The organism is Pseudomonas sp. HTZ2 (genome assembly GCF_033173945.1).
Taxonomy (GTDB): domain Bacteria; phylum Pseudomonadota; class Gammaproteobacteria; order Pseudomonadales; family Pseudomonadaceae; genus Aquipseudomonas; species Aquipseudomonas guariconensis.
Map to the genome: position 1 here is coordinate 1,110,348 of NZ_CP137332.1, position 21,651 is coordinate 1,131,998.

The 21,651-nt window shown below is 63.0% G+C and carries 25 protein-coding genes and 1 pseudogene; 3 read left to right on the forward strand and 23 right to left on the reverse strand.

All coding sequences use genetic code 11. From position 1 onward, the window contains the following. Nucleotides 1–135: 135 nt before the first annotated feature. Genes R6G97_RS05235 through R6G97_RS05275 form a run of 9 tightly spaced genes read right to left on the reverse strand, consistent with a single transcriptional unit; the run spans nucleotide 136 to nucleotide 7,585 of the window. Nucleotides 136–2,877 carry a conjugative transfer ATPase gene (locus R6G97_RS05235; RefSeq protein ID WP_012052665.1) on the reverse strand — a complete coding sequence of 914 codons (2,742 nt, stop codon included), beginning with the start codon at nucleotides 2,875–2,877 and terminating at the stop codon, nucleotides 136–138. Beyond that, a complete protein-coding gene (locus R6G97_RS05240; protein WP_012052664.1) occupies nucleotides 2,877–3,296 on the reverse strand; it encodes a TIGR03751 family conjugal transfer lipoprotein in 420 nt (139 codons plus the stop codon). The genes R6G97_RS05235 and R6G97_RS05240 overlap by 1 nt, the downstream gene beginning before the upstream one ends. Next, nucleotides 3,259–4,767, reverse strand: a complete 1,509-nt coding sequence (locus tag R6G97_RS05245) for a TIGR03752 family integrating conjugative element protein (RefSeq protein ID WP_012052663.1) — start codon at nucleotides 4,765–4,767, stop codon at nucleotides 3,259–3,261. Before R6G97_RS05245 ends, R6G97_RS05240 begins: the two co-directional genes overlap by 38 nt. Continuing rightward, nucleotides 4,757–5,563: a TIGR03749 family integrating conjugative element protein gene (locus R6G97_RS05250; RefSeq protein ID WP_012052662.1), complete on the reverse strand. Its 807-nt coding sequence runs from the start codon at nucleotides 5,561–5,563 to the stop codon at nucleotides 4,757–4,759. Before R6G97_RS05250 ends, R6G97_RS05245 begins: the two co-directional genes overlap by 11 nt. After that, nucleotides 5,560–6,201, reverse strand: coding sequence for a PFL_4703 family integrating conjugative element protein (locus R6G97_RS05255; protein ID WP_012052661.1), 642 nt, complete (start codon nucleotides 6,199–6,201; stop codon nucleotides 5,560–5,562). Before R6G97_RS05255 ends, R6G97_RS05250 begins: the two co-directional genes overlap by 4 nt. Next, nucleotides 6,198–6,599 (reverse strand): TIGR03750 family conjugal transfer protein, encoded by a 402-nt coding sequence (locus R6G97_RS05260; protein WP_012052660.1) that lies wholly within the window; start codon nucleotides 6,597–6,599, stop codon nucleotides 6,198–6,200. Before R6G97_RS05260 ends, R6G97_RS05255 begins: the two co-directional genes overlap by 4 nt. Before the next feature lie 7 nt (nucleotides 6,600–6,606). Further along, a complete protein-coding gene (locus R6G97_RS05265; protein WP_012052659.1) occupies nucleotides 6,607–6,984 on the reverse strand; it encodes a TIGR03745 family integrating conjugative element membrane protein in 378 nt (125 codons plus the stop codon). Between the two features lie 15 nt (nucleotides 6,985–6,999). After that, the gene (locus R6G97_RS05270) at nucleotides 7,000–7,239 is read right to left on the reverse strand and encodes a TIGR03758 family integrating conjugative element protein (protein WP_012052658.1); all 240 of its coding nucleotides are present in this window, start codon (nucleotides 7,237–7,239) and stop codon (nucleotides 7,000–7,002) included. Continuing rightward, nucleotides 7,226–7,585, reverse strand: coding sequence for an integrative conjugative element protein, RAQPRD family (locus R6G97_RS05275; protein WP_012052657.1), 360 nt, complete (start codon nucleotides 7,583–7,585; stop codon nucleotides 7,226–7,228). Before R6G97_RS05275 ends, R6G97_RS05270 begins: the two co-directional genes overlap by 14 nt. Before the next feature lie 245 nt (nucleotides 7,586–7,830). Here R6G97_RS05275 and R6G97_RS05280 point away from each other — a divergent pair. Further along, a pseudogene (locus tag R6G97_RS05280) lies at nucleotides 7,831–8,115 on the forward strand (NUDIX domain-containing protein); the annotation flags it as partial. Here R6G97_RS05280 and R6G97_RS05285 read toward each other — a convergent pair. Continuing rightward, on the reverse strand, nucleotides 8,053–8,442 hold the full coding sequence (locus R6G97_RS05285) for a hypothetical protein (protein ID WP_419149726.1): 390 nt from the start codon (nucleotides 8,440–8,442) through the stop codon (nucleotides 8,053–8,055). The pseudogene R6G97_RS05280 and the gene R6G97_RS05285 sit on opposite strands and share 63 nt — an antisense overlap. Nucleotides 8,443–8,756: 314 nt before the next feature. On the opposite strand from R6G97_RS05285, the gene R6G97_RS05290 reads away from it, so the two are divergent. Next, complete coding sequence (locus tag R6G97_RS05290) at nucleotides 8,757–9,047, forward strand: hypothetical protein (protein WP_012052655.1); 291 nt, start codon at nucleotides 8,757–8,759, stop codon at nucleotides 9,045–9,047. Between the two features lie 232 nt (nucleotides 9,048–9,279). Here R6G97_RS05290 and R6G97_RS05295 read toward each other — a convergent pair whose 3' ends face one another. Next, complete coding sequence (locus tag R6G97_RS05295) at nucleotides 9,280–10,236, reverse strand: LysR family transcriptional regulator (protein WP_012052654.1); 957 nt, start codon at nucleotides 10,234–10,236, stop codon at nucleotides 9,280–9,282. Between the two features lie 41 nt (nucleotides 10,237–10,277). Between R6G97_RS05295 and R6G97_RS05300 the strand changes: the two genes are divergently transcribed. Then, nucleotides 10,278–10,709, forward strand: coding sequence for a GFA family protein (locus R6G97_RS05300; protein ID WP_014861278.1), 432 nt, complete (start codon nucleotides 10,278–10,280; stop codon nucleotides 10,707–10,709). Nucleotides 10,710–10,800: 91 nt separating this feature from the next. Here the strand turns inward: R6G97_RS05300 and R6G97_RS05305 are convergent, their stop codons facing one another. The 12 genes from R6G97_RS05305 to R6G97_RS05360 form a co-directional block, all read right to left on the reverse strand. Beyond that, nucleotides 10,801–11,529 carry a TIGR03747 family integrating conjugative element membrane protein gene (locus tag R6G97_RS05305; protein WP_012052652.1) on the reverse strand — a complete coding sequence of 243 codons (729 nt, stop codon included), beginning with the start codon at nucleotides 11,527–11,529 and terminating at the stop codon, nucleotides 10,801–10,803. A gap of 34 nt (nucleotides 11,530–11,563) precedes the next feature. After that, nucleotides 11,564–13,690 (reverse strand): type IV conjugative transfer system coupling protein TraD, encoded by a 2,127-nt coding sequence (gene traD, locus R6G97_RS05310; RefSeq protein WP_317847873.1) that lies wholly within the window; start codon nucleotides 13,688–13,690, stop codon nucleotides 11,564–11,566. A 9-nt stretch (nucleotides 13,691–13,699) separates the two neighbouring features. Then, nucleotides 13,700–14,119: an integrating conjugative element protein gene (locus R6G97_RS05315; protein WP_012052650.1), complete on the reverse strand. Its 420-nt coding sequence runs from the start codon at nucleotides 14,117–14,119 to the stop codon at nucleotides 13,700–13,702. After that, nucleotides 14,116–14,670: a lytic transglycosylase gene (locus R6G97_RS05320; protein ID WP_012052649.1), complete on the reverse strand. Its 555-nt coding sequence runs from the start codon at nucleotides 14,668–14,670 to the stop codon at nucleotides 14,116–14,118. The genes R6G97_RS05315 and R6G97_RS05320 overlap by 4 nt, the downstream gene beginning before the upstream one ends. Continuing rightward, the gene (locus tag R6G97_RS05325; protein ID WP_012052648.1) at nucleotides 14,652–15,371 is read right to left on the reverse strand and encodes a TIGR03759 family integrating conjugative element protein; all 720 of its coding nucleotides are present in this window, start codon (nucleotides 15,369–15,371) and stop codon (nucleotides 14,652–14,654) included. The genes R6G97_RS05320 and R6G97_RS05325 overlap by 19 nt, the downstream gene beginning before the upstream one ends. A gap of 10 nt (nucleotides 15,372–15,381) precedes the next feature. Further along, a complete protein-coding gene (locus tag R6G97_RS05330) occupies nucleotides 15,382–16,053 on the reverse strand; it encodes a hypothetical protein (RefSeq protein ID WP_012052647.1) in 672 nt (223 codons plus the stop codon). Further along, on the reverse strand, nucleotides 16,050–16,565 hold the full coding sequence (gene pilL2 / locus R6G97_RS05335; protein ID WP_012052646.1) for a PFGI-1 class ICE element type IV pilus protein PilL2: 516 nt from the start codon (nucleotides 16,563–16,565) through the stop codon (nucleotides 16,050–16,052). The genes R6G97_RS05330 and pilL2 overlap by 4 nt, the downstream gene beginning before the upstream one ends. A gap of 130 nt (nucleotides 16,566–16,695) precedes the next feature. Beyond that, nucleotides 16,696–17,412, reverse strand: a complete 717-nt coding sequence (locus R6G97_RS05340; RefSeq protein ID WP_012052645.1) for a DUF5983 family protein — start codon at nucleotides 17,410–17,412, stop codon at nucleotides 16,696–16,698. Nucleotides 17,413–17,477: 65 nt separating this feature from the next. Then, entirely contained in the window at nucleotides 17,478–17,972 is a 495-nt protein-coding gene (locus R6G97_RS05345; RefSeq protein ID WP_012052644.1) for a JAB domain-containing protein, read from the reverse strand. A 66-nt stretch (nucleotides 17,973–18,038) separates the two neighbouring features. Beyond that, on the reverse strand, nucleotides 18,039–18,296 hold the full coding sequence (locus tag R6G97_RS05350) for a hypothetical protein (protein WP_012052643.1): 258 nt from the start codon (nucleotides 18,294–18,296) through the stop codon (nucleotides 18,039–18,041). Between the two features lie 67 nt (nucleotides 18,297–18,363). Further along, nucleotides 18,364–18,897: an STY4534 family ICE replication protein gene (locus R6G97_RS05355; protein ID WP_012052642.1), complete on the reverse strand. Its 534-nt coding sequence runs from the start codon at nucleotides 18,895–18,897 to the stop codon at nucleotides 18,364–18,366. A gap of 741 nt (nucleotides 18,898–19,638) precedes the next feature. Next, nucleotides 19,639–21,603, reverse strand: coding sequence for a DNA topoisomerase III (locus R6G97_RS05360; protein WP_012052641.1), 1,965 nt, complete (start codon nucleotides 21,601–21,603; stop codon nucleotides 19,639–19,641). Nucleotides 21,604–21,651: the final 48 nt, after the last annotated feature.

Genomic DNA, 21,651 nt, shown 5'->3' on the forward strand with positions numbered 1-21,651 from the left:
AGATTGGCTCGGGACGGCCTGGGGAGAGTGGAGGTGGCAGTCAGCATTAAGGTAGGAGGGCGCTCATATCAGCGCGTGGAACTCGCACTCAGATGCATGGCGCAGGCCATCATCTTACTGGTGGTGCGGAAGTAATTATGACATGCCACGCAGGCGATCAATCTCCGCCGCGACCTGCAGGGCGGCTTCCAGCTCAGGCTGCTGGTGCTCTTCCATCAATCGCCAGCGCTGGGCTTTCTCCTCGGGCTCGGTCATGGCCAAAGCGAGGTACAGGCTCGGCGGCACTGCGCGGAACAGCGTCTCCAGGTTCTTCGACAGGACCACGCCCTCGGTGTACTTGCCCGAGGCCTTGCTCGCGGAGAGCAGCAGTACCTTCTGCGCCGGCGTGAGTTTCTTGAAGCGGGCGATCTCCTCGATTTCCGCTGGCGGCATGTTCAAGCAGATCCACCACTCAATCATGTTGAGCATGGTCTGCGCGGCATCGGGCAAGTCGGCCATGTTCTGCGTTGCCAGCCAGAACCAGGCGCCGAGCTTGCGCCACATCTTCGTGCCCTTGACCACAAAGGGGGCCAGCAGCGGGTTCTTGGTGATGATGTGGCCTTCGTCGGTGACCATGATGATCGGGCGGCCGAGGTACTGGTCGCGCTCGGCAATGTTGTTCACGGTGTTCATCAGGCTGATGTAGCTGATCGACATCTGCGCCTCGTAACCCTCACGGGCGTACGTGGCGAGGTCGACGATCGTCACGTCGCTCTCCGGCCAGGGTGTGCCGGCGCGGTCGAACAAGGCACCTTCAAAGCCCTGGCAGAACAGGTCGATCGACTCGGCCATCTCCTGCGCACGCTCGCGGCGTTTGTCAGGCAGGTGGGTGTCGCTGGCGACCTTACGCAGGGCATCGCGGACATGGCGGGTCAGCACCTGCTGCTCAGTCGTCGCGCAGTGCCGGGCGGCGTCGAGGATGCACTCGCGGATCAGACTGCGGTCTGCGCGAGTCAGGCGCGCCTCTTCCTTGGCTTCGCCGCCGGTGATCATCAGCCGCGCGGTGATCTCCAGCTCGCCCAGTACATCGCGCTGCTCGCCACTGTCCGGCGCGGCCTCATCCAGTTCTTCGGTTGACAGACTGGCGACCTGGTCCGGATGCTCTATCAGGCGCCGGGCATGGGCGAACGGCGCCAGGCTCACATCGCTGCCTGGTTTGAGCTGAACCTTGTTGACGGTTAGCCCGAGCGTGGCGAAGTAGTCGCCCTGCAGGCCAAAGGAGTTGCCCGCTTCGACGATGAACAGCCGCGGTCGGTACACGGCCATGACCTGCATCAGGATTGAAACCAGGGTGGCCGACTTGCCGGCGCCGGTAGGGCCAAATAGCAGCAGGTGGCCGTTCATGGAGCGGTCGAAGCGCGACAGCGGGTCGAATGACAGCGGCGCACCACCGCGGTTGAAGAAGGTAATACCCGGGTTGCCGGTACCGATGCTGCGCCCCCAGAGGGGCAGCAGATTGGCGACGTGCTGAGCAAACAGCAGCCGGGTGTACCAGTTGCGTGTGTCCCGCGCCGGGTTGTAGACCATCGGCAACCAGCGCAGATAGCTGTTGCACGCGGCCACTTCATCGCCCTCGCGCACCGGCTGCAGGCCGGCGCCGAGCAGGACGTTAGCTGCCTGGACCGAACGTTGGCGCAGCTGCTGCTCATCGGCACCGCGCAGGTACAGCGCCAACGTGCCGCGGTACAGTTTGTGTTGGCGGCCAATCAGCGCGCGGGCCTCCTCCACGTCCTGGCGGGTCTGGGTCGAGGCGAGGTTCTCGCCGATGGCTTTGCGCGCCAGGCGATTGAGCTGCTCCTCGAGCACATCCTGGGGCGTGATCACCAAGGTCAGGCTCATGACCGACTGCTCGGGCAACTGATCGAACAAGGCGTTCAACGCTTCGCCTTTGCGCGTTTCACCGGTCAGCTGGCCGATATGCGGCGGCCTGCGCAGCTTGTCGACCACCATCACGGCGTGCGGTTGCTGATCGAAGTACCACAGACCTTGCTCGCTATTTGAGCGTGGTTCCTGAAAGAACAGCCGCTCGGCGAAATCGTGGTCGAACGGCAGCGGCAGCTCCTCACCGTCATCCACTTCCGGGTAGGGCACACGTCGATAGAACGCGGCGGGGGATTCGCCAGTGAGGGCTGGTGCCGGGTTGAACCAAGGCAACAACCAGGCGTAAAAGTCGCGCCCGGTCAGCCGCCGAGGGCTGACCCCGCAGGCCTGCAGCGAGGCCACCAAGCGGTCGCAGGTGCGGTTCAACAGCTGGACCGGGCTCTGCCCATCCTCGTCAGCCTGCTCCCCGAGCCAGCGGTAGACCACCAGGCGAATACGCCGATTGCTACCGCGCCACGGAAGGTGAGACACCACATGGTCGTCGAACAGCCCACCCGGTTTGCCGACGGCTTCAAGATGGCGGCGCATCGAGGCGAGGAAGGCCTCGGTGAACGGCCTACCTCGCGCGCGCGGCGCGATGTAGCGCTCCAGGCGTTCAAGGTACGGGGCAAAATCACTGTCGTCCTGGCAGAAGAACTGCACCACCCAGGGCGCCTGATCGAGCTCGTCGAAGCTGTCCTGCAGCGCATCTTCCAGGGCGTCGCGTGCGGCCATCAACCATTCGGGCTCGCGACCCTCCGTGCCGATCGGTTGCAGCTCGAATACGGCACCCACAGAACGGTTGTCATCAAGCAGAAAGCACTGTCCCTCTTCCAGATACTCGACCCAGGGCAGGTGGTCGGTGAAGCTGGGGTTGTGCGCGTACTGGGCGGTTTCGTCGGCCAGGGTGGCGCGCCGGCGCTGTGCCGCGCGCCAGGGCTTCCAGCGGGACGGATCGCGACTCGCGTCATCAGCCATCACAGATCGTCCAGGCGCTCGCCGGGCAGGGCGTACTGGACCTTCTCGTACAACGGGAACACGGTCGAGTAGCCAGGCACCGGCGTTTGTTGGGTACCTGCCAGATGCGGGTAGACGTACATGACCAGGTCTGGATTGGGCAGGCGTGGGAACTGGGCACGGATCTCGTTCGCGGCGGTGCGAGTGTAGGCGCTCTGGGCGTTGATCAGGCGCTCGGGGTCCTGCACCGGGCGACGCAGTTCGCCACGCGCCTCCAACAGCTGTTGCTGCGTACCGACCGAGCCACCGCCGTTCCAGATATCCAGCATGGTGTGATCGCCGTGGGGCAGCATTTCTTCCTTGCTGGTGGAGCAGCCGGCCAGGTGCAGGCCGAGCAGCAGGCTAATCCAGATCCAGTACCGAGACGGATGGGCTTTCATGGTTCACTCTCCGGCCTTTAGGTTCGTAGTCGATGCTGATTTCGTGGTCCAGGTGCAAAGCCACCTTGGCCCCGGGTGGCACGTAGATGGCGGCGAAGGCTTCACCGTAGAGCTTGTTGATCCACTCACGAATGTCGCCAATGCCCCCGCTGATCACTGAGTTGAGCGCGCTGTTGCCGCTGTTCTGGGACAGGCCCAGGCTGCCGCTGGCCGAATTGATGAATGAGGTGTTGGTCTGCTCGCTGCCCAAGGCCGCGGCAAAGCCGGCGCCGGCTGCGGTGATCAGGCTCTGGCTGCCCAGGTACTGCTGGGCGTTGGAGCGGCGCTCGCCGGAAATGCACGGAATGCCGTACGGGTCGGAGATGTAGCCCAGGCCGCCGCGGATCTTCTCGGTGTCCGAGGTTTGATTACTACTGCGATTGCGGCTGACGACCTTCTGCGGCTGCGGCACCGTGCGGACGGTACCGTCGCTGAAGACGAAGGTGATCGACTCGACCTGGCCGCGCACGCAGGACAACGTCCAGTCACCGGCGGCAGTCCCGCTCATGACCGCGCCGACCACGTCCGGCAGGTCGATGCCGTTGGCAGTGAGGTTGTCTGGCCCCACCAGCACCTTGAACGGATAGGGATCGTTCACTGTGCCGTCCACCGGCACCCGGCCAATGAGCGCGGTCATGGCGATCGAGCCCATCAGCGTCGAATTCTCGGGGATGGTGTAGACGGGACGGGCACCTTCGGTACGGTCCTGGGCGTTCTCCAGATCACGCTCGCCTTTGGCGACGGCACGCAGGCGGTCCTGGCCACGATCAATGGCGTTGTTATCCAGGGCGTGCAGGTCCTTGAACTTAGAGGTCAACGACGACAGGGGACCATCAGCTTTGTCGGTATCCTCTTGCCCAGCGCGTGCATTCGACGGTTCGATCCACTGCACCGCATCTGCCGGCGCTTGAGCCCCTGCCAATTGCTGCTCGTCGCCTTGTTCAAGACCGAAGCCTGCGGGAACATCTGACTTCGCGGCTGGCTTGCCGGTGAGCTGGTCCTTGAGCCTGGAGAGCAGTCCCTGGGTCTCGCGGTGTTGCTGCTCAGCTTTCTGCCGAGCATCGTTGGCCTGCTGGCGCTGCTCGGTGACCTGTTGGGTGACGCTGCTCAGCGTGCTCTGGATGCGCGTGTCGGTGTTTCCTTCGCGCGTGCGCAGCCGGTTGTTTTCGGTCTGCAGCGTATCGTTGCCTTTCTTCAACGTCTGCATTTCGCTGCGCATCGCTTTTACCTGGCCGATCAGCGTGGCCACGGTGTCGCGCGGGGTGTCGCCGGCGATGCCCAAGGCTTTGGCCTGTTCCGCGCTGAGCGTGGCATTCTCCGGATCGTGAGTTGGCTGGCCATCCGGGGCGGTCACCCAGGACTTGATGATGATCAGCACGATGCCCAGCAGGACCGCAGGCACCAACCATTTCAGCAGGCCGTTAGCTTTCATGAGCGTCAGCCTCCGGCTTTGGCGGGGGCAACAGCAGCGCATGCCTCAGGTCGCCGCCGCGGGTGACGAGATAGGCCACGGTGGTGTCTTCAGGCGTACCGGCAAGGCCGAGGTCCGCGTGCTGGAAGGTTGCGGCGTACAGCGTGGCCTGCAGGTGACGCGGGTCAAGCGTGATCTTGCCGGGGCCACGGTTCACGATCTTCACCGCGGTCACCCAGTAGTCGCCCAGCCGCCAGGCGGCGAGTGCCTTGATCGAGACCCGCTCGGTGGGCAGCAACGAACTGAACGCAACGGCGTCGCTCAGCGGCACCCGTCGCACACCGGGCAGCGGTCCCACGGTGCGCAGGGGCGCATAGAGGTTCTGCGCCGCATAGCGGGTGAGCACCACCGGTACCGGCGTCGCGGCAGGTGCTGCATCTTTCGCCGCTTCCACGTCCGGTGCCGAAGCCTGGGCCACGATCTTGACCGGCTCCAGGGCCTCACTGCCCTCAAGCGCTTCGATGTCGATCAGGATGATGTCGCCTGACTTCACCGACTGCAGTTGCAGCCGGGTAGGGGGAAGGGCTTCCGCGGCGCGCAGATACACGGTGCCGCCGACGGACTGCACACGCAGCTTGCCGGCGATCGTGCCCGGTACCCCCACGCGAACATCCTCATCCAGCATCAGGATGCGCTCTTGGCCCACCGTGAGTGGAACGGCCAGCGGCAGGCGATCCCAGTATTTGACCTCGACCGCACCGACTGCAGAACACCAGCCTGCGGCTACCGCCAGCATCATGATCAAGACTCGCATCATCCCGCACCTCCTGGCAGCGTCAGCTTCTGCGGCGTGCCTTCGTAGCAGTCCAGGGCCAAGCCCCACTTGTTGTGCTCGGGATCGACGTCGAAGCGCACCACCCGTAGCGGATAGCGCACCACCACGCGCTTCACCGGCTCAGCGGCGTAGTACTCGTCGGCGTTGAGGTCGAGCTTCACCAGCCAGCTGTGCCTATCCAGCTGCTTCACCCGCAGGTCGGGGTCGTCGCTGTAGCCGCGGCCCAGCACCTCGTATACGCCGCGCACCCGACCGCGCAGTTCGCCGGCGGCCTTGCGGTACTCGAAGTCTCCGTCGAAGAAGGTCTTGCACGCCGGGGTCAGGTAGGGTTGAAGGGCAAAGATGGCGCGGTGGTAGTCGACCTCGCCGTCGGTGGGCCAGCGGTTGAGCTGGCCGAAGATGTACAGCGCGAAGGCGTAGATGTTTTCCGGGGGTACATCCCACCACTTGCGCGTACTGCCAGAGCGCAGATCGGGCGGCACGTGAATGGTCAGCTCGGAAGGCGCGGACTGCCAGCCGTACCAAAGCCCGCAGGACAGCAGTGCCAGGATCGAAACGGCCAGACGCAGACTGAAGATATGCGCCTGCTGCGCATCCACCTTGTTGCGAAAGCGGCTCATGGCGTCGCCCTCGCATGTCGACGCGTGCGGCGCACTGTCCAAGGCCCCGAGTGCAGGATCAACTGGTGAGTGCCGACACTCCAGTGCACTGCCAGATGCCATTGCAGGCGCCGATAAAGCCAGGTTTCGGGGCGGGCGCGCTTGGCTCGGCGCAGTAGCTTGCCGCCACCGAGCAGCACCAGCGCCATGCAGATGAACATGCAGGTGGGGAGGGTCGCGATGGAGACGGTGGCCACGGCCAGCGGCGCGCCGAGAATCACACCTAGCCCTGCGCCGATGATCAGCGCGACCCACATCTCGTCGTTGGTGAGCCCACGAAGAACGGCCGGGTCACGGTTGAGGCGCTCAGGAAGAAAGGTCAGCGTGCCGTCAGGCAGGGTGGCAGGGGCGTCGGACATGGTGACCTCACAGGATCGTCGCGGCTTTGGTGAGAAACCACAGGATCACTACCACCAGCAGCGCGCCGACGCCGACCACGGCGCCGAGGTCCTTCCAGGTCTTGCGCTGGTTCTGCACGTCGGCGTAGACGGTCAGCGAATGCCAGGCCACGCCGAGGAAGGCGAGGGTGGCGATCAGCAGGCCGAGCAGGATGCCGCCGTCGTAGGCATAGTTCTTGATGGTGTCGATCAGCCCCGAACCTTCACCGCGGGAGGGCGCTTCCATGGTCGGCAGGTCAGCCCAGGCCAGTGTCGAGCTCAGCAGCACCTGGCCACCGAACAGGCCTCGGGAACAGGACTCCCGCAACAGACCGAGCGGGCGATGGCAACGACGGGAAAGGTTCATGGCAAGCTCTCCTGATTACGACAGCATGAAAAACATCAACACGATCACGGCGAGGGCCAGGCGCAGCGTGCTGCCGCCGAGCGCACCGAAATTGAGGTTGCCGGCCGCCCAGCCGCGATAGCCGGTCCACAGGACCCAGGTACACCAGAGCAAAGCGAGCACCAGCACCAATGACCGCCACAGCACCGAACTGAGCTGCGGGGTAAATCCGGCCACGGCCGAAAACGCGGTGAGTTGGGCGTCAGTCATGCTCATCGTTTGGGCTCGAGTGAGGCGCTTCAGCACGGTAATTACCGGTCAGCTCGACCAGATCGGCTGGCTGCGCACGCGAAGGTGACAGGTATTGTTGGATGCCTTGACGCATAAGCTTGAGGTCCGCAGCGAACCTCGAATAATCGAAGCGAAAGCGGGCCCCTGCGGAATCGACTGAGCCGCTGCTTGCGCGGTCGGCCAACAGTTCGATGGCTTTGAGCTGCCGCTGCACTAGGCCGAGATCTGAGCGCTCCGGCGCGTCTTGGGCGACGGCACCGAGCGACACCACACAGGAAAGTAACAGGGCGAAAGAAGCGTTCATGGTGAAATCCAGACGGGTATCTGGCATCCACCCTGAGGACTCAGGCAGTTTTTGACATGGATTAAAGGGATCTGCGAGCCCTCGGTTTAAACCTGAGGCAATAGCGAATGTGTCGTGTGCCTGATGCAGCTCTCTATTGGTCGGCTACGAACTGGCTCTCCTGTGCCCATTTCGTTGAACGAGTCGTCTTACCCATAAGTCTCTTGGGAAGAACGCCTTCTCAATTTCCCAGCGAGTCGGCTAAACCCTGATGTGAACAGTTGAGCCTGCGGATGCCAGACAGGAACATAAGAAAGTTAAAAGCGAGAGCCACAATCATCTGTCTGCACAGCGGCAAGGTGCTGCTGGTGCGCAAGAAAGGGGGAAAGTGGAATTTCCCAGGCGGGGCGATCGAGGCGGGCGAAACTCCACTTGCCGCTGCGGCGCGAGAGCTTCGGGAAGAAACGAGCATCAACGGCCATGGCTTACTTTACTTGTCCACCATCACCGTGGAATCAACCATCCACCACATTTTCATCACCCACTTTCACGACGGCGACAAGGTCGTAGCCTGCAATGAGATCGCGGCCTGTAAATGGTTGCCGCGCGACAAGCTGACCCCTTCCATTCTCAAGGCCACGGCAGCAGGCTTGATAGCGACTCAGCTGCCAGCCTTGATCGCTTAGCGTCCGGCCTAGCCTGGCGCCGCCGAGCGCATGACCGGTTACATCTGACTGATCGGCCTTGTTCTGCGCCAAGAAGGATTTCGGCAAGCTCTGCAGGCCATGAACGCTGCAAAAGCTTCCGAGGATCAGAGACTCTTCAACTGGAGCGTTACGCAAAACACGTTCGAGCGGCATCATCAGCAGGTTGAACAACACTGCAAAGCAGGCGAGCAACAGCATGTGGGTTCGAATGCGCGAGACCATAATCCTTTCCGTTGGACGAGCACCGGCATTGAGCCGAAATCAGCATAGCCTGTAAGACTCAGAGGTGATCGGCGATCCGCACCACGCTTCATATCCCACTCCCGGTAACTAAGCGATTCAGCTTCGTTACACACCGATTTCGGCCTCAAGCTCATATAAAAAACTGTTCTGTATCGCTATTAAAGCCAGCTGTCTGATATTCCAGGGCGATCATCATGCTGTCATTGAACTGCCGCTTCGCTTTGCTATGGTTAGGTTTCCGTATAAGACTAAAGTCGTAGGAGGGCGGCATGCGTATTCGAGGTGACGTTTTTTGGAATTGGGCGGATCCAGTGCTTCATCATCGTACCCATGACGAGGAGCTCGATGACGGCACGACCATCGATGTTCAGGTCAGGCTCTCGCGCACCGGTCAGACGCAAATGTTCATCGGCGTGTACGCGGGCTGTGGCATGGCCCTTCACGAAGAAGCTTTCGATTCTCGACCAGGTGAGTCAATGACTAGGGCATTGGCTTGGGGTGTAGGATGTGCAAGACGCCTCGCGACCGATCAGCGGCTTACCGTGCAGCGGGTGGCATAGACGTCAAAATCAGCATTTTGGTGGTCGCTGTGCTCAGATGCCAGCGATCACGCAGTCTTGGAATGTCCTGCAGTGACGGTAATTGCGGGCAAAAGAAAGGCCGCTGCTAGGCGGGCAAGATCTATCACACGTAGGGATTGTTTAACTTTCCCACGCTGCATGTGAAAAAGCTGTGAAGACTATTGGAGGAGAATGGCTTTCCCCAAACACTTCATGCCACGGCCTACGCTGCTCACTGATCGGCCAAGCATAGATATTGATGCAACTGCTCTCCAAGAACCTCGAACACTTGAGCGATCCTGTTTATTTTGCGCAGGTCATTGTGCATTGCGATCCACACGTCTACCTCAAAGCCAAAATGGTGTGGTAGTACATGTACCAGGCCGTGCGATTTTGCGATTTGCGTCGGGCAAAGTCCGAAGCCCAAGCCCGCTTTCAGCGCGGCCAGCTGAGCGAGGTGATGATCAGAGGCAATGGCGAAGTGCTGATCGGCATTGCACAGACCGGCGTCGACAAACCGACGCAAATCCGCTGAGCGTCTGTCCGGCCCGATCAGCGGCCCATTGCGCAGCGACAGCAGGGAGGCTGGGTTACCGTAGCGCTCCAGGCACCCGGCACTGGCATGGATGCCAATCCGCAAACTGCCGACACGCCGCACGGTGATATCCGCTTCATTGGGCCGCATCAGCCGCACCGCAATATCCGATTGCAGCCTGGCGATGTCTTCAAGGTCATCGCTTATGCTCAACTCAAGTTTGAGCCCGGCGTGTTCGTAATGGAAAGGGCGCAGCAGGTCGGGCAATACTTCGACGCCAAGCAACTCGCCACAGGTCAGCCGGACTGTACCGTGATCTATCGACGCTTCAGAGCTGGCCATGCGAGTGAAGGTTTGCGCGGCCAGATCCATTACCTCCACATGTTCGATCAGGCGCTGCGCTCCGGCAGTAGGCGTCAGTCCTTGATGTGTGCGGGTGAACAGATTTACACCGAGAGCGTGCTCAAGATGGTCGAGGCGCCGGCGCGCAGTGGCCTGAGCGATACCTAGCAATTTCGCCGCGCCGCTTAGGCTGCCAGAGCGCAGCACCGCGAGAAATACACGCTGGCTTTCCCATTCAATGCCGCTCATACATTCTTGGCCAACAGTTGCTCCTAATTTGATCTTCTGCCCGAACCCGTGAAAGGCGATCATACGCCCACATTTTTCCGGGCGTCATTGTAAGGAACCAACGCATGAGAATCACCGGTCAGTGCCGATGTGGCCAAGTCACCCTCGAGATCGTGGCGCAGCAATTGCCGCCGCTGTATGCCTGCCACTGTTTGAACTGCCAGCGCTGGAGTGGCAGTGCGTTTGGTCTGCACATGCTGAGCGCGGCGTCAGCTGTTCAGGTATGTGGCGAAACGGCCATCTTCGACCATGAATACCAAGGTCAAACGTCTACCCAACATGCCTGCGGTAAATGTCATACCCGGATGTTCAACGAGACCACGGCAGCGCCTGGAATGCGAGTGGTACGGGCCGGCATCCTGGAAGGCGCTGAGCGTTTCGAGCCGGTTGCGCATATCTGGACACGGCGCAAGCAGCCATGGCTGGTGCTGCCGAGGACTATTGCGCAATGGCAGGAGGGCCCAACGCCAGAAGCATTCGCCGCAGCGCTAGGGTAAATGAGTTTGCTCTTTCATGAGTGAATGTGTGGCTTGTCGAACGGCAAATTGTCAGGGCTGACTTCGTCCGCTTTGGGTCGACAGCGTACAGTCAAAGGTATTTTTTGAAAGTCGCAGCCGTGACTGCAACCATCCATCCAAGCACTGCAGCGCATGGCAGTAGGACCCAAATGGGATTCACCGTTAAGGGAAGGGAGAGGTAGATCACCCAAGGGCTTACCATCAGCGGCAGCAACGTCCGCTTCGCTCGATGGTAGACAAAGCTGCTCTCCCGACCCGCCCCGAACTTGCGGAGGTCACGACGCATCAAGCCGTCGACGGCGCCGGTGACCACCGCAAGCAGGAACAACGGCATCGCCAGTGTGAGAACGGCCAGCCGCACTACGAAAGTAAAGACCGTGAACAGAGCCGCCAGCAGGTAGTCCTGTATCACAACATAGACCTGCGCGAACTTCCCCTGGAATGACGCTTCTCGACTGAGCAGTTTCAGCTGGGTGTCAGATTGCGCCCATCCAGAGCGCACTGCGGCCCAGTCGTTCAAGTGTTCGAGTATCTTGGCGGTCGCTTGCGCCGGCTCTTGCACGAGCAAAGAGTTCTTGAAGTGATTACTGAGCCAGCCGAGCTCACTCAGCCACATCGCATGGCTGTGATGCCAGCCCTGCTCGGGCCAGAACCACAGCATGCCCACGAATTCCAGGGCGATTGAGAAAATCAGCGAAGCGAGCAGCAGGCCGAGTAGCCGCAGACACAGCTCGAGCGTGCCGAAGATGAGCCCCGAACTTCGTTGTGGAGGTGGTGGGCTGGCTGGGGTCGTAGGCATACGGGCTCCACATACTCGGTTGCTGACGGCGCGCTTACGGTGTGTGTCTGCGCCCGGGTGGAGGCTGCTCTGGATCGAAATCGACCGTCGGAGCGCCGCCGGTGGTGCTCCACCAACTCCCCGCATTGGCGTTGTAGGAATCGCGCATGCGCTCTGCTAGGGTCTGCAGGTCTGCCGGCATTGCGTCGTCGCTGGCCGGCTTCGGTAGCGGCATGCGCACCTTCCACAATTGTCCGCCTTCCTGGAACGAGAACATCTGTCCCTTGGGCAAGGCGATAATGTGCGCCGGCTCGATCAGCGGTACCGAAGTGGTGGTAACCCGATCCTGCGAGGAGGAGGTGAAGTCGGTTCGGGCATCCGGATCGGCGGTGTCCGTCGCGCCAGAGACCAGGGTGCGGGTCTGTACGTTGACCTTGGGCAGTTGGTTGGTCAGCAGTTCGGCGGTGGCGGTCTCCCGTACCCGTAGCATCTGCAGGGTGTTGAAGTTGCCGATGACCTGGCCGGCCTTGGCCCGGTTGCCGATACGCGCTTCAATGTCGCTCAAGGTCTGGGTGTAGGCGGTGACCTGGATACCGGCGCCACCACCCTTGTTGATCAGTGGAATGAACTCGTCGCCCATCAGTTCGTTGAACTCGTCGGCGTGCAGGTTGATCGGCACCTTGTCCGCGGCGCTGGAGGAGCCTGGCAGGCCATGATCGATACCGTGTTTGTAGATATGGCCAGCGACGGAGACCAGGTCGGCAAACATCGAGTTACCGACAGCGGCGGCGACCTCAGCATCGCACAGCGCATCCAGGCCGACGTAGACGATGCCGCGTTTGCGGATGACCTGCAGCCAGTCGAAGATCGGCCGTGGATCGTCGAGGTCGGTGTAGTTGGGGGCGAGCAGTTGTGCGGTCTTGCCGCTGGTGAGTTTTTCCAGGAGTGGCAGCAGTGAAGCCACGATCTTGTCGAAGTAGGTACGGTCGTAGCGTACGGCTGAGCGAAGGCCGTCCATCACCGGATCGAAGATGCGCTTGGCGCTCAGGTACTGCTCGATGGCGACCACGCGCTTTTCCCGGCCAACCATGTGGCGCGGGATGTTCTTCTCGTTCAGCCGGCCTTCGATTTGCACGATCGCTTCCCAGGCCTGAGGATCATGGCGGGCGAAGAAGTGCTGGGCGTACTCGATGAACAGCGCATCGATGTTCACCACATGCCGCTGGATTTGCAGGTAGTCGGGGCGCCGGCCGAGCTCGATCAGGGCCCGGGCGATGATGTTGACAAAGCGCCAAGCGAACTCGCGAAATGCGGCCGAATTGCCTTCGCCGCTCAGTTGGCCAGCGATGCGGGAGGCGACTTCGGAGATGCGGCCGAAGCGGCCGATGGCGTTGTAGCGCGCGGAGATCTCCGGCCAGCCCAGGTGGAACACATAGAATTCATGCTCACGGCCGGCGCGCCGCGCTTCCACGTACATACGCTTGAGCAGGTCGGCATCGCCCTTGGGGTCGAAGACGATCACCACTTCCTGGCTGGGTCGGTGTATGTCCTGGGTGATGTACACCTCGGCCAAGCGTGTCTTGCCGACTCGCGTGGTGCCCAGCACCAGGGTGTGGCCGACGCGCTCGCCCAGCGGCAAGCTGGCTTCCTGTTCCTTTGGTTCGACGCCGTGCAGCAGTGGCGAGCCGCCCACCGGCGGCAGGGGCCGTACCGGGTTAAATGGGCTGTCCCAGGCGGTCAGGCGGGGCAACAGCGACAACCCTGGCGGGGCCTTCTCCAGCAGATGTTCCATCCGTCGCGCCCACTGGTGGGCGGCCGACTGATTGACGTAGCGGGCCAACGCCGGGTCCTGCGCCTCGAGCAGACGCTGGGTGTGCAGGCGGGTCCAGCGAAAGCCACGGCCCATGAACAGGCGCTTGCCGCTCACCGGAATCTGTCGGCTGGTCAGCGAGTAGCGCGGCAGGCGGCGGATATTGCGCCGATAGCGCAGGACGATCCGTGCCTCGTTGAGCCGCTTCAGGCCGAATGCGGTATAGGCCAGGGCCATGCCTGCCCCCATCTCTGGCGATAGCGCCACCGCCCAAGGTGAGTGCAGACACAGGGCGCCGGCACCGGCGCAGATGCCCACGGTGTACAGCTCCACCGCAGGGCGCAGCAGGGACTCCATCGCATGTTCGCCCATGATGCACCCTCACTGTTCCAGGCCGGTGGGCGTGATCAGCACCGGGTAGTGCTGCAGTTCCAGGCGCTCGGCGATGTCGTCGCCGCTCACCGGCCAGATGTCCACTCCAGGGGCTGCCGCCTGGATGCGGCGCAACGCCGGGGCGTCGGCCACTTCAACCGCCAGGCCGCTGGCGCCCAGGTCCTGCAGCCTCTGTGCATGCTGGGCCAACCATTCCAGAGAGGCGACGTCGTGCCCGACCAGGAACAGTGGCGTGAACCCTGGCAGGCTCAATGCCCTTGGCGACACGGCACCGGGTGAAAGGCGTGTGCTGTGTACGGGCAGGGCCCAGGTCAGCGCGCGGGGATCGGGCCGCTGGCTGGGGGGCGCGGGCGTGCCAACCGTCCACCACAGACAAATACACAGCGTTACCCAGCACCGACGGTTCATGGCTGCGGCCCTCTCGGAGATGCCACGAGCGCTTGGACACGCTGCCAGTGCTGGCTGAACTGGCGGCGGTACTGCGCTGCAGGCTTCCCGCCGGCAGGGCGATGATAGCGGCCCGCCGCCACGACCCAGTCACCGCTGTCGGCATAGTGGGCGCGTAGCAGCTCGGCAGTCACAGCCAAGTTGGCGCGCGGATCCAGAGCTTCGCAGGCGCTGCGGTACCGATCAGGGTGGTAGCCGAGGTTGGTCTGGCCCAGCCCGACGTCGATACGCTTGGGATCGTGACGGATCAAGGCCTGTTTGAGTGCGGCACACGCTTCATCACGGCGGGCGAAACGCTGCGGCGTACCAGCAACATTCAAGGTCCAAGGCCAGGGCATGAGGTGACCTCGCAGCGGCGTGCCGCTCTCTTGGAGGGCGATGGCGAACAGCACGGAGGCAGGGATGCCGGCGCGTGCGGCGGCCAGTTGATACGCCGGAGGCGGCAGCGCGTCGGCGTGAACGGCCGTGGCGCAGGCCAAGGCCAGCGCGAGGATCAGTCGATGCGCTGCCATTTGCCGTCCATCTGCTGGTAGCGCGCCGGTAAGGGGCGGCTGGCGCCCAGAGCGAACCAGCGGCCACGGTCATGGTTGAGAGTGACTTGGCCACTGCTGATCTGGGTGGGGGTAATGCCCGCGCCCTGTGCCCACTGGCGGAGACGCCCATCGTCACCCTGGCTGCCGACCAAGTACACATCGAGGCGCGCGCCACCATGCAGCCATTGCTGAGTGTTGATGACGCAGCGCGGGCAGCGTTCTTCCACAAACAGGGCAAAGCGGCTAGCAGGGGTGGCTGCTGGATCATCGGCCATGCCCTGCACGGGCAGCATTTCCGGGAACAGCCGCGCCCAGGCGGAGGTGTAGGCCTTCTGGTAGGCCAGTTCGCGCTCGGCGCGCTTGGCCTCGAGACGGACCTGCAGCTCGGCGTAGCGTTGCCGTTCCTGGTCCGAGTCGGCTTCCACCCCGAGGGTGGTGAGTGGGTCGAGCTGCGGCGACCAATAGTGGCGGGGCCCAGCCTGCAGGTGCTCGAACTTAACCCACTCATCCTCCGTCAGCCCCCAGGCCTTGGCCCGAGTCGCATCGGATGCCTGCCATTCCAGCGGTGTCTGTTCGCTGAACTGCGGGGCCGAGTCGACCAGTTTTGGCGCGGTCCACGCCACTCCTGCGGACAGGCAGCCGGGAACCAGGACAAGCGAGAGGATAGAGAACCGAGCCATAAGCACCTCGTCAAGGCAGGGGCAGTGTGCAGTCGCCATGCCCCGGGACATGGAACACCACCTGGTCCGCGCGGATTGCGCGCAGCTGCCAGCTGTTCAAGCTGTCGCCAGGCTGTAGCAGGTGCACGGTCGTGAGCGAATGGGCGCCGGCGGGCAGGGCAGCCACGAACCTGATGTCTCCTCGGGTCTCGATACCCAGCAGGGTGAAGGGTGGGGCCAGAGGCTTGGCCTTGGCTTTCTCACCGCTGGAGGCCTGCGGTTGCGTATTGGCGGTTGCAGGCGCAGAAGGGCGGGTCGACAGTTTCTCGAGCGTGGCCTCTGCCGTGGCCAACCGTTGTCCCAAAGCCGTCAGATCGTTGCTGCTTGGTCCTGGCGGTGCTGCCTGGAGCGCCTTGAGCGAGACGGCCAGCTCATCCTGCTGCTGGCCGAGGGCGGCCAGCGCCGCAGTGTGTCTACCTTGTGCCTCGTCCAACGCCACGACCTGCGGCTGCGGCGTCGTGAGCCGGGCGGCCAATGCATCGATATCGCGGCGCAGGGCCGGCGCTGGGTCGGCCGGGGCGTTGCGGGCCGCAGCCTGAAGTTCGGCCAGTTGCTGATGATGGTTGTGCGTTTCGGCGGCGAGCACGGCGGCGCCCAGGCACAGGGCACCGACCACCAAGGCCTGAAAATGGAGAACCTTCATGGCGCAATCTCCAGTGTCGAGAAAGGAGGTGCAGGCGACGGCACGCGCAGGGCATAGCACACGGTCCGATCAACTGGATCGATCTCGAGTCGCCAAGCCGGGCCGGCGATGATGGTCAGGGCGTCCAGCAGTGAGATGGGGCCGAATTGGTGCTGTACTGCAGGCAGAGGGCGACGGAACAAGCGATCCACCGCTGCGCTATCGGCACACAACGCGTAGCCTGAGCGTTGCAGCAGGTGACGCAGGGCTTCACCGACGGTGGCATGCAGGGCTGGCGCAATTTGTACGTTGACCAATTGATACAGCGGCTGGCGCTGCTCCAGCGTGGGCCGGGTCGTGACCAGGGTGTAACGGTCCTGGCGCACCCAGGCCGGCAGCTGGGCTTTCGGCTTGGGCAATGCCGCCGGCAACGCGGGTGGCGCTGCGGGAGCCGGGGCCGGAGCCGGTGGCGGCGTGCTACAGCCCGCCAGGGCGATCATCAGTCCGAGGGTGGAGAGTGTGGGTGTGTGCATGACCGTGTCTCGACAAATGTTGCCGATACCATGGCGAAGGCGCGAGGCAAGTCCCCACTGGAAAACCGAATCTGGCCAGCCAGCTTTTCAGTCGGCTACCACAAAAAAGGCGCCCGGGAGGGCGCTTTGGTCAGTCTTCGGTAAACAGCGGTAGCTCCGCCAGTGGTGCGGCGTCAGGGTCAAAGATCAGCAAGCGGGTGCCTGCCTGGCCTGCCAGCATCAGCAGCTGGAGCAGCACCGGCGTGACATGGTCATCGCGCATGCGCGCACAGACTTCGCTGGCGCTCCAGCCGATCCTGCTGGCTTCATGTGCCGCTACCCAGGGTGTCGAGTACAGCTTGCACCCCACAGCATGGTTGCTGTTGAGCTCGAAGCACTCGAAGAAGCCCGCTGGCGAGTTGCACCAGGTGAACACCTGCAGGAACTCGAACTCGTCTGCGGGCAGGTGCGCGCTGCTGATCTCCCAACTGCGGCTGTAGTGTCCGGTGGCAAACGACAACTGCTCGATCAGGTGACGCGCAGCCTCGACGTTGCCGAGGTCGCCGATATGCATCGGGCGTCCGAGCTGATCGCCCATGATCTGGTAGAGCACCGTGTTCACGAAGCCGTTGGCCGGGCAGCGCATGCGCAGAAACTCGGGTACGCACACACCGTCGGTGATCACCGCGACGTCGTCATCGAACAGGCACGGTTGCAGGCTAATGACCTCATCGGACAGCTCGTTCTGAGCTGGGTGCAGCGCGCGGTAGCACGGTGGGCAATCGTCGGCATAGCTGATTTGCAGGACACGCTCGTAGCGCAGGCCTTGGAAGCCGCGAAGAAACGGATTGGTAAGAGAAGGGCGCATGGTGGTTCTCCGAAAACGCCGAGGCCACCCCGAACGGGCGGTGACCTCCAGGGCAAGGTGGGCTGTTAGATCCAGCCGTACTCGGCCAACGAAAGCGGAGTGCCTTCGCCGACGATGATGTGGTCCAGGACGCATACCTCGACCAAGGCCAAAGCCTCGGTCAGGCGGTTGGTGAGCACCCGATCGGCGCCGCTCGGTTCCGAGCAGCCTGAGGGGTGGTTGTGGCTGAAGATCACGGCGGCGGCATTGTGTTCGAGGGCCTTGATGACCACCTGGCGGGGATACACGGAGGCACCGTCAATGCTACCGGTGAACAGGATGTCGAAGCTCAGCACACGGTGGCGCGAGTCGAGGCAGAGCAGGGCAAACACTTCGTGGTGGTAGGGGGCGAGTTGCAGTTTCAAGTAGGCTGCGGCATCGGCGGGGGTTATCAGCGCCTCGCCGCGCTGGAAGTGACGCTGGTCCAGCAGCTGCAGGGCCTCGGAGATCAGCGCATCCTCACGGGCGCGCTGGGCCAGTACGGAGTCGAGCGGGTCGACCAGGTTCAAGGCGGTGTTCATGGGCAATTCCTCGTGAGAGATGGAGCGCCCCCTGAGGGCGTGCCCCAGGCTGGTTTAAGTGTGTGATCAAAGGCGCGTGAAGCGATGTCGAGTGCCGTGCAGCGGGCTTTGGCAGCCCTCGCATGGTTGCGTGGAAAAGGCCTCGATACCGACGCCGGTCTGCGGATCGAAGTCGGCGCTCAGGGGTAGCAGGGCCTGCAGTTGGGCGCGCATGTGGGTGATGCGTTGCTCGACTTCAGCCTCGCTGTAGTACAGCGACAGTGCACTGAAGTCGTCGTAGGCGACCGCCTGCAGGCAGTCCTCACAGAGCCAGAAGCTTTCCATGGCAACCTCCGACGTGAATGAACAACAGGCGCTCCTAAGATCGCCTGCTGCGAGCGGCCAAACTGGCTTAGGCAGATTGACGTGCGGCGGTGGATTCACGTGCAGCGGGTGGGGTTGGCTGGCCTTGGTCAGCGTCATCGTCCGCCTGTTCCGGCTCTGCTGCTTCAGCACCCTCAGGGGCGGCGGCAGCGTCGGTGCGAGCCGGCGCACGGTAGCTGAACTGACCGTCGACCTTGATCCACTCGATGAAGATCAGTCGGCCTTTGAGGCTGGCGCCGGGTTGCCCCTTGCGTTCGCCTTTCTCGTACATGAACGGATCGACCCAGAGGTCGCCGATGCGAAACGCGATAAGGACCTTGCGTTCCGCGCGGACGTCTTCCAGGTGTTCACGGATCAGCCGGTCGGCTTCACCGCTGGCGACCTTGCAGTCGAAGCGGGTGTACTCGACGTCGTCCGAGGCACCGTGCAAGGCAGCGATGTCACAGGCCATGAACGCTTGGCCGCGGCGAACCGGGACTTCGCGAACACGGTTCAGGTAACCGATGCCTTGGGTGTGCAGGTTGAAGTAGGTGGTGGGGGCGTTATTGCTTGCAGTAGTCATGATGGAGCTCCTGTTCAGCAGAACGCGGACATCCACCGGCCCTGGCGGCTGGTGAGTTCCGCAAGGGGAGGTGCAAACACCTGATCGGTCGAGAAGGCGCTCATCACCGATGGGACGGTGACCGTGCGAGCTGCCGAGCGCGAGTCGCACTTTGGGGGAGAACCACCCGAAACGGGCGTAGCCTTGAAGGTCCTGGCTACCTGGGTGCTGTCAACGACAGCGGTGTGCAGCTCATCTATAGAACGCCGCGAAAGGCCCGTCAACCATGGTCTTCAGGCGGTCTGAACGCGCGGAATCGGGTGGCTTTCGGTGGATTGTCGTTGGCGAAAAAATAGCCCGACGGTCATCAGGCTAGGAGGAGTTGGACCACCCTTGACCCGGCGATGTGGCACCGGAGTCCGTCGCAGAGCTCCACTGCCGATCCACCTGGATCAACCGACCCTTGTCGTGGCCTGGGTCGGAATCAACTGGCACGCATCCGCGCACAAAAGGTGCCCAGTGTTTCGCCGGCGGGCACCGGAGCTGAGCATCGTCGCCGAAGCGGATGACCCCTACGGCCTGGTACAAGCCGCACGGGTCATCCACCTAGGAGACTTGGAACGCTGAGAAGTCATCCGCAGATGTGCTGAAGTGTGGCTCCGAACTCTAGGAGTCTGACCGAGCTACCCGGAGCGAATCGGTCTTGGTCGCCAAGCGGCGAGGGGCCAGCTCACTACACCAGCGCTGTGGTGTGCCGTCAAGTCATGCGTTTTTCGCCCGCTTGGCTTTCGCCACCGGTTTGGTGCCCTTGCACTCGGGGTAGCGGATGCACGACCAGAAGCTGCCGGTGCGACCTTTACGCTGGCGCATGGTGCTGCGGCACACCGGGCAGAAGGGCCCCTTGCTGGGGGGCGGGCGCAGGGTGAGCGTGGCGTTACTGCGCACCAAGCGGGTCAGCCACTCTGCCTGCTTGGCGAGAAAGGTATCGACACTCAGCTGGCCCGATTCGATGCGATCCAGCGCCTGCTCCCACAGCGCAGTCATGACCGGGTCGGCCACCTCTGGTGGCACCGCTTCGATCAAGGTATGCGCCGCCGCTGAGGCAGCCAGGCTGCGTTTCTTCTTGGTCAGGTAACCGTGATCGATCAGGCCCTGGATGATGGCCGCGCGGGTGGCCTCGGTACCGAGCCCGCAACTGTCCTTGAGCTTCTGCTTCAGCCGCGGATCGGCCACCTGGTTGGCGATGGTTTTCATGGCTTTGACCAGCGTGCCTTCGGTGTAGGCCTTGGGCGGTTGTGTGCGCTGTGCATTGAGCGTGGCGTCGATCAGCGCCACCGTCGCGGATTCACGCAACGTGGGTAGTCGCTGCGCCTGTTCGGCCGGCTCGTTACCGTCGGCCTCGTTGATCACTGCCTTCCAGCCGCGGACCAGGATCTGTTTGCCGCGCGCCACCAGTTGATCTGCCTGGCTGTGCAGCAGCGCCTGGGTTTTGAGGTATTCGTGCTCGGGCATGAACTGCGCGAGGTAGCGTGCGCGGATCAGCGTGTAAACCGCCCGCTCGCGTTCGGAGAGCTGCGCCAGATCCAGCGTGACGGCGGTGGGGATGATGCCGTGGTGCGCGGTGATCTTGCTGCTGTTCCAGGCACGGGAGCGGCGGCTGGGGTCGACTTCCTTGAGCACTGCCCCCAGCGATGGTGCAGCGGCCAGGGCGTGAAGCACGCGAGGCACCTCATCGAGCATACTCTCCGGCAAATAGCCGCAATCGGTCCGCGGGTACGTCGTCGCCTTGTGGGTTTCATACAGGGCCTGGGCGGTGGCCAAGGTTTCCTGTGCACCCAATCCGAGCTTGGCCGAGCAGATTTCCTGCAACGTGCCCAGGTCGAACGGTAGCGGCGGGCCTTCGCGCACGTGCTCGACTTCGGCATTATCGATCTCGGCGGTGCCGGCTTGAATGAAGCGTCTCTGCGCCTGCTGTGCGGCGGTTTCGTCAATACAGCGTCCAACCGCATCGCTGACCGCGGTCGGGGCCTGCCAGCGCGCTTGAAAGCGGATCCCGTCCTGCTCCAGGTGCACATCGACGGTCCAGAACGGTAGCGGCACAAAGCTGGCGATCGCCCGGTCGCGCTCGACCACCAAGCGCAGGGTGGGCGTCTGTACGCGTCCCACCGGCAGCAGTCCATCGAAACCGGAGCGGCGGCCGAGCAGCGTGAACAGCCGGCTCAGGTTGATGCCGACCAGCCAGTCGGCACGGGAGCGGGCCAGCGCACAGTGATACAGCGGCAAGGTTTCCTCCCCTGGACGCAAGGCGCCCAGGGCTCGGCGGATCGACGCCTCGTCCAGCGCGGAGAGCCACAGGCGCAAAATAGGCCCCTGATACTGGCAGCGCTCGAGAATCTCCCTGGCGATCATCTCGCCTTCGCGGTCGGCATCGGTAGCGATGACCACCTCGCTGCAGGTGCGCAGCAGTTGACTGATCACCTTGAGCTGGCCAGCGACCTTGGGCTTGGCCACCAATTTCCATTGACTGGGAATGATCGGCAGATCGTCCAGCGACCAGCGCTTGTAGTCGCCATAGGTTTCAGGCGGAGCGGTCTCCAGCAGATGGCCGACGCACCAGGTGATGGTGACGTTCTGCCCCTTCAGACAGCCATCAGCGCGGTGGCTGGCCTGCAGCACCCGGGCGATATCGCGGGCTTGGGATGGTTTCTCGCAGATGAACAGGCGCATAAACGTGCCCTCTCGGTGGGTACCGACAGGGTGGGGGTATGGTCGCGA